At 51.3% G+C, this 7,273-nt stretch carries 6 protein-coding genes; 4 read left to right on the top strand and 2 right to left on the bottom strand.

The features are described from left to right. Positions 1 to 52: 52 nt before the first annotated feature. Complete coding sequence (locus tag HMPREF3052_RS09895) at positions 53 to 1,546, bottom strand: Rne/Rng family ribonuclease (RefSeq protein ID WP_070749682.1); 1,494 nt, start codon at positions 1,544 to 1,546, stop codon at positions 53 to 55. A gap of 237 nt (positions 1,547 to 1,783) precedes the next feature. Here HMPREF3052_RS09895 and grxC point away from each other — a divergent pair, with 237 nt between their 5' ends. From grxC to recG, 3 genes are all read left to right on the top strand, one after another. Continuing rightward, positions 1,784 to 2,041, top strand: a complete 258-nt coding sequence (gene grxC, locus HMPREF3052_RS09890) for a glutaredoxin 3 (protein WP_003684090.1) — start codon at positions 1,784 to 1,786, stop codon at positions 2,039 to 2,041. Positions 2,042 to 2,062: 21 nt separating this feature from the next. Beyond that, complete coding sequence (gene secB, locus HMPREF3052_RS09885; protein WP_003682271.1) at positions 2,063 to 2,497, top strand: protein-export chaperone SecB; 435 nt, start codon at positions 2,063 to 2,065, stop codon at positions 2,495 to 2,497. A gap of 100 nt (positions 2,498 to 2,597) precedes the next feature. Further along, on the top strand, positions 2,598 to 4,637 hold the full coding sequence (gene recG, locus HMPREF3052_RS09880) for an ATP-dependent DNA helicase RecG (RefSeq protein ID WP_070749681.1): 2,040 nt from the start codon (positions 2,598 to 2,600) through the stop codon (positions 4,635 to 4,637). Positions 4,638 to 4,707: 70 nt separating this feature from the next. Here the strand turns inward: recG and gdhA are convergent, their stop codons facing one another. After that, a complete protein-coding gene (gdhA, locus tag HMPREF3052_RS09875; protein ID WP_070749680.1) occupies positions 4,708 to 6,042 on the bottom strand; it encodes an NADP-specific glutamate dehydrogenase in 1,335 nt (444 codons plus the stop codon). 415 nt (positions 6,043 to 6,457) lie between these two features. Here gdhA and HMPREF3052_RS09870 point away from each other — a divergent pair, with 415 nt between their 5' ends. Continuing rightward, positions 6,458 to 7,252 (top strand): thymidylate synthase, encoded by a 795-nt coding sequence (locus HMPREF3052_RS09870; RefSeq protein WP_049329872.1) that lies wholly within the window; start codon positions 6,458 to 6,460, stop codon positions 7,250 to 7,252. The last annotated feature ends 21 nt before the right edge of the window (positions 7,253 to 7,273 follow it).

Below are 7,273 nucleotides of genomic sequence, written 5' to 3'. Positions count from 1 at the left end.
ATGAGTGTCCAAGATTTGGGGGCCAGTTCAGTTTTCAGACGGCCTTTTATCTTTACAGCAACACAATATCGTATTGCTCCTGCGTGTAGGCGGTTTCGACTGCCAGCGAAATCGGCTTGCCGATAAAGTCTATCAACATCGCCAGCGATTGCGATTCTTCGTCTAGGAACAAGTCGATGACATTCGGAGCGGCCAAAATGCGGAAGGCTTGGACATCATAGCGGCGCGCTTCGCGGACGATTTCGCGTTGGATTTCGTAGCACACGGTTTGCGGCGTTTTCAGACGGCCCCGACCTTGGCAGGAAGGGCAGGGTTCGCAGAGGATTTGGCTTAAGTTTTCACGCGAGCGTTTGCGGGTCAGTTCGACAAGACCCAGGCTGGTAAAGCCGTTGAGGGTGACGCGGGTGCGGTCGAAACTGAGGGCTTTGGCAAGCTCTTGCAGGACGGCTTCGCGGTGGATTTCCTGCGCCATATCGATGAAGTCGATGATGATGATGCCGCCGAGATTGCGCAGGCGAAGTTCGCGGGCGATGGTGTGGCAGGCTTCGAGGTTGGTGCGGAAGATGGTTTCATCAAAATTGCGTGCGCCGACAAAGCCGCCGGTGTTGACATCAATGGTGGTCATGGCTTCGGTAGACTCGATGATGAGGTAGCTGCCGAAGTTGAGGTTGACGCGCGGTTGCAGGGCGCGGGCGATTTCCTGCTCGATGTTGTGGGTTTCAAATAGGGGGCGTTCGCCTTTGAACAGCTCGATCCTGCCCAATGCACCTTGAACGTATTGTTCGGCAAACTGGGTCATACGGCGGTGGTTTTCGGTGGAGTCGACCAGGATTTTGTGCGTATCGAGGCTGAACATATCGCGCAATACGCGCAGGCTCAAAGGCAAATCTTGATAGAGCAGGGTTTCGGGCGGCTGAATTTTTGCCTGTTTTTGAATGTGTTCCCACACTTTGGTCAGATAGTTGATGTCTGATTGCAGTTGGTCATCGGAAGCGTTTTCAGCGTTGGTGCGGATGATGTAGCCGTGGCAGGCGTTTTCGGGCAGCAGGTTGTTGAGGCGCTCCCTCAAACTGCTGCGTTCGGCATCGTCTTCGATGCGCTGGGAAATGCCGATGTGGTCTTCCTGCGGAAGGTGGACGAGGAAACGCCCCGCTAACGAAATTTGAGTGGAAAGGCGCGCACCTTTGGTATTGATGGGGTCTTTGATGACCTGAACCAAGACAGACTGGCCTTCAAAGAGCATGTGTTCGATGCGTTGGGTTTCGTCCGGATTGCGGCGTTGTTCGAGGACATCGACGATATGCAAAAACGCGGCGCGTTCCAAGCCGATATCGATAAACGCACTTTGCATGCCGGGGAGGACGCGTTTGACGACACCCAAATAAATATTGCCGACCAAGCTGTGGCCGCTGTTGCGCTCGATGTGCAGCTCGCAGATATTGTTTTCTTCCAAAACGGCCACACGCGTTTCTTGCGGCGTAATGTTGACGAGGACGGTTTCGGACGGACGCACGGCGTCCTTGGGGATGGGAATTCCTGAAAGCATGGGGATACCTGATTTTGAATAGAAAAACTTTTGCGATGTGTTCTTCTCCAAAAAACAAATGGCAAAAGTCATTCTGCGAAAGCGCTTATCATACTTTAATTATGGTTTTTCCGCATCTGCACAAATGTTTATGGCCAAGAGGCCGTCTGAATGTTTTTTACAACCGTACGGCGGGAACACTTGTAAAATAACACCTATGCCCATATAGTCATGAACATTGGTATTTTGGAAGAAATCATGCAAACCGTTACTGTTTATACCGGTCCATATTGCCCGTACTGCACCATGGCGAAAAGGCTGTTGCAGGCGGTGGGTGTGAAAGAAATCAACGAAATCCGCATCGACGGCAATCCGGAAGTTTTTGCCGAAATGCAACAGCTTTCCGGCCAGCGCAGCGTGCCGCAGATTTTTATCGGCGACACCCATGTCGGTGGCTTTACCGATTTGTACCGCTTGCAGCAGGAAGGCAAGTTGGACGAATTACTGAATCCTTAACCCTTAACTTAGGAAAATAAAATGAGCGAAGAATTGCAACCCGTATTCAGCGTTGAGCGTTTGTATGTAAAAGACTTGTCTTTGGAAGTGCCTCACGCACCACAAATCTTCTTGGAACAAGGCGAGCCTGAAGTGGATATGCGCGTTTCTACCGGCAACACCAAACTGGAAGACGGCTTCTACAGCGTTGACGTTACCGTGACCGTGACTGCCAAACTGAACGAAGAGCGCACCATGTTCTTGAACGAAGTTACCCAAAGCGGCATCTTCCGTCTGGAAAACATTCCTGAAGAAGACGTACAACTGCTGCTGGGCGTTGCTTGTCCAAACATCCTGTTCCCTTACGCACGCGAAGCCATTTCCAACAGCGTAACCCGCGCCGGCTTCCCACCTGTGCTGCTTGCTCCGATCAATTTTGAAGCAATCTACCAAGAACAACAGGGAGCTAACGCTTAATCGCGTTATACCTAAATTAAGGCCGTCTGAAACATTGCGTTCAGACGGCCTTTTTGTTTTCGGATAAAATACAGCAAACTTTCAATCAGCTGCCTTTAAGATGACGCCCGAAACCCAAAAACAGCTCAAAATCACCGATGTTTCCGCCAAGAAGCTCGAAAAACTCAACCTCCATACCGCATGGGATTTGGTGTTGCACCTGCCGTTGCGTTATGAGGACGAGACGCACATCATGCCGATTAAGGATGCGCCGATCGGCGTGCCGTGTCAGGTTGAGGGCGAAGTTATCCATCAGGAAGTAACGTTCAAACCGCGCAAGCAGCTTATCGTCCAAATCGCCGACGATTCCGGCAGCGTCCTTTTTCTGCGCTTCATCCACTTTTACGCCAGCCATCAGAAACAGATGGCGGTCGGCAAACGCATCCGCGCCGTGGGCGAAATCAAACACGGGTTTTACGGCGACGAGATGATTCACCCTAAAATCCGTGATGCCGAGAGCAGCGGTTTGGCGGAAAGCCTCACGCCGATTTATCCGACCGTAAACGGTTTGAACCAGCCTACTTTGCGCCGTATTATTCAGACGGCCTTGGACGTTACGCCGTTGCACGACACCTTGCCTGATGCTCTATTAGGCCGTCTGAAATTGCCGCACCTCGCCGAAAGCCTGCGCCTTTTGCATTCGCCGCCGCCGAGTTTCACTATTCATCAACTTTCAGACGGCACGCTGCCTGCATGGCAACGGCTCAAATTTGACGAACTTTTGGCGCAACAGCTTTCCATGCGCTTGGCGCGGCAGAAGCGTGTCAGCGGCTCGGCCACGGCATTGGGCGGCGACGGCACATTGACTCAAGCCCTGCGCCACGCTTTGCCGTTTGCCCTGACCGATGCGCAAGAAAAAGTTGTTTCCGAAATCTGCCGCGATATGGCGCAAACCCACCCCATGCACCGCCTGCTGCAAGGCGATGTCGGCAGCGGCAAAACCATTGTGGCTGCCTTGTCTGCTTTGACCGCCATTGAATCCGGTGCGCAGGTGGCTGTAATGGCGCCGACCGAAATCCTTGCCGAACAGCACTTCATCAAGTTCAAACAATGGCTTGAGCCGTTAGGGCTTGAAGTCGTTTGGCTTTCAGGCAGCCAGCGCAAAAAAGCCAAAGACGAAGCCAAAGCCAAACTTGCCGACAGCAGCGTCAAAATCGCCGTCGGTACGCACGCCCTGTTTTCAGACGACGTCGAGTTTCAAAATCTCGGCTTGGTGATTGTGGACGAACAACACCGCTTCGGCGTCGCCCAACGTCTCGCCCTCAAAAACAAAGGGCGCGACGTCCACCAGCTGATGATGTCCGCCACGCCTATCCCGCGCACGCTCGCCATGAGTTTCTTCGCCGACTTGGACGTGTCTGTCATCGACCAGTTGCCGCCCGGGCGCACCCCGATTAAAACCCGCCTCGTCAACAACGTCCGCCGCTCCGAAGTCGAAGGCTTCGTTCTCAACATCTGCCGCAAAGGGCAGCAGGCATACTGGGTCTGCCCGTTGATTGAAGAAAGCGAAACCCTGCAACTGCAAACCGCAACCGAAACCCTAGAGCAGCTTCAGGCGGCATTGCCCGAACTCAACATCGGCTTGGTACACGGGCGCATGAAAGCCGCCGAAAAAGCCGAAGTCATGGCTCAGTTTGCCGCAGGTCGTCTGAATGTATTGGTTGCCACCACCGTCATCGAAGTCGGCGTAGATGTGCCCAACGCCGCCCTGATGGTGATCGAACACGCCGAGCGCATGGGCTTGGCGCAGCTGCACCAATTACGCGGACGGGTAGGGCGTGGCGCGGCAGAAAGCGTGTGCATCCTCCTGTTTGCCGAACCCTTGAGCGAACTCGCCAAAGCGCGGTTGAAAGTCATTTACGAACACACCGACGGCTTCGAAATCGCCCGCCAAGACCTCAACATCCGCGGCCCCGGCGAATTTCTCGGCGCGCGGCAAAGTGGCGTTCCCATGCTGCGTTTTGCCAATCTCGAAGAAGACTTACACCTTTTAGAACAAGCGCGCGAAATCGCCCCGATGCTGATTGAACAAAACCCTGAAATCGTTGAAGCGCATTTGGCAAGATGGCTTTCTAGCAGGGAAGGTTATTTAGGCGTATAAGGTTTGCTTTAAAAGAAAAAGGCCGTCTGAAAGATTTCAGACGACCTTATGATTTGCGTTGATGCAGCTTTTAGAAACCTTGCGCCAACATGGCATCGGCAACTTTGACGAAACCGGCAATGTTCGCACCATTGACATAGTTTACTTTGTCGCCGACTTTACCGTATTTCAGGCAGGATTCGTGGATGTTGTGCATGATGTCAAACAGGCGGCTGTCCACTTCTTCGCGTGTCCAAGACAGGCGGATGGCGTTTTGACTCATTTCCAAACCTGAAGTCGCTACACCGCCGGCGTTGGAGGCTTTGCCTGGAGCGTAGAGGATGCCGGCTTTGATAAATTGTTCGACTGCGCCTAAAGTTGACGGCATGTTCGCACCTTCGGCAACCACATAGCAACCGTTGGCCAGCAAGATTTTGGCGGCATCTGCATCCAATTCGTTTTGGGTGGCGCAAGGCAGGGCGACTTCGGCCGCGATGTTCCACGGTTTTTGGTTTTCAAAGTATTGCAGGCCTTGTTCTTTGGCATAAGTGGCCACGCGTTCGCGGCGTACTTCTTTCAGCTCGATCAAAGCAGCCAGTTGCGCTTCGGTCATACCGCTGTCAGGGAAGAGGACAAAGCCGTTGGAGTCGGAAACGGTCAATACTTTTGCACCCAGTTGGATGGCTTTTTCGGCAGCGTATTGCGCCACGTTGCCGGAGCCGGAAATCAACACGCGTTTGCCTTCGATGCTGTTGTTGCGGGTTTCCAACATGGCTTGGGCAAAATACACGCAGCCGTAGCCGGTAGCTTCAGGACGAATCAGGCTGCCGCCCCATTCGAGGCCTTTGCCGGTCAGGACGGAAGCAAACTCGTTGCGGATTTTTTTGTATTGGCCGAACAGATAGCCGATTTCGCGGCCGCCTACGCCGATGTCGCCGGCAGGGACGTCGGTGTCGGCGCCGATGTGGCGGTAGAGTTCGGTCATAAAGGCTTGGCAGAAGCGCATTACTTCGGCGTCGGATTTGCCTTTAGGATCAAAGTCGGAACCGCCCTTGCCGCCGCCCATAGGCAGGGTAGTCAGCGCGTTTTTGAAGACTTGTTCAAAAGCGAGGAATTTCAACACGCCCAAATCGACGGTAGGGTGGAAGCGCAAGCCGCCTTTGTAAGGGCCGATGGCGGAATTCATTTGGATGCGGTAGCCGCGGTTGACTTGGACTTGGCCTTTGTCGTCCATCCAAGTGACGCGGAACATAATCACGCGCTCCGGCTCAACAATGCGCTCAAGCAGGCTTTGTTGGGTGTATTTCGGGTTTTTCGCCAAAAACGGATCCAAACTCATGAACACTTCTTCAACGGCTTGATGAAAGGGTTCTTGGTTGGGGTTGCGTTGTTTGAGATTGGTAAATAGAGTGTTCAGGTCGGTCATTTTTCTAATCCTATTGAGTGAGATGTTTCAATATTTATGTTTTGAAATATAGCCGTAAAAATTTTACTTGCCAAGAAAAATTTTGCCTAGATTGTTGACATTATTTTTTTACTAATTTGTAAAAATGGAATTATATTTTAAATTTAACTAAAAATTTTCAAATATATTTTGTAAAATAGATTTTATAAAAAATAAAATTCTAATCATTTAAATTGGAGAATACTGAAAAATTTTTTTGTAAAAATTTAATTCAGCTCAAAAATTTCTGTAAATTAGTGCGGAATTGTCAAAATTGTTAATGAGTGTACTACGCGAATATAGGGAAGATTGCCTCATTGAAGACAGAGAGGCAGGCCGTCTGAAAATTCGGTACAATACACACGAAATTCCCACAACACATACATTAAGGAAACACATGAAAGCCTATCACGACCTTATGCGCCATGTTCTCGACAATGGTATCGATAAATCCGACCGTACCGGCACCGGCACGCGTTCCGTGTTCGGTTACCAAATGCGTTTTGATTTGAGTGAAGGCTTTCCGCTGTTGACCACCAAAAAACTGCATCTGCGCTCGATTATTCATGAGCTGCTTTGGTTTCTCAAAGGCGATACCAACATCAAATACCTGAAAGATAACAACGTTTCCATTTGGGACGAATGGGCGGATGAAAACGGCAATTTGGGCCCGGTTTACGGCTACCAATGGCGCAGCTGGCCCGCACCCGACGGCCGCCATATCGACCAAATTGCCAATGTGGTTGAACAAATCAAAAAAAATCCCGACTCGCGCCGTCTGATTGTATCGGCATGGAATCCGGCTTTGGTCGACGAAATGGCCTTGCCGCCTTGCCACGCGCTGTTTCAGTTTTACGTTGCTAACGGCAAACTGTCCTGCCAGCTTTACCAACGCAGCGCCGATATTTTCCTTGGCGTACCGTTTAACATCGCCAGCTACGCATTGTTGACCATGATGATGGCGCAAGTATGCGGCTTGGAAGCAGGTGAGTTTATCCATACGTTTGGCGATGCGCATTTGTACAGCAACCATATCGAGCAGGCTCAACTGCAATTAAGCCGCGATTTCCGAAGCCTGCCGACCATGAAAATCAACCCTGAAGTCAAAGACTTATTTGCCTTCAAATTTGAAGACTTCGAGTTGGAAGGCTATGATCCGCATCCGCACATCAAAGCAGCCGTATCGGTGTAGTTCAAATTAAAAATAAAAAGG

Origin of the sequence: Neisseria sp. HMSC056A03 (genome assembly GCF_001815685.1) — a bacterium.
In the GTDB taxonomy this organism is placed as follows: Bacteria; Pseudomonadota; Gammaproteobacteria; order Burkholderiales; family Neisseriaceae; genus Neisseria; species Neisseria subflava.
The sequence above is the reverse complement of the archived record's forward strand: the minus strand, read 5'-3'. Positions and strand labels throughout refer to the sequence as shown.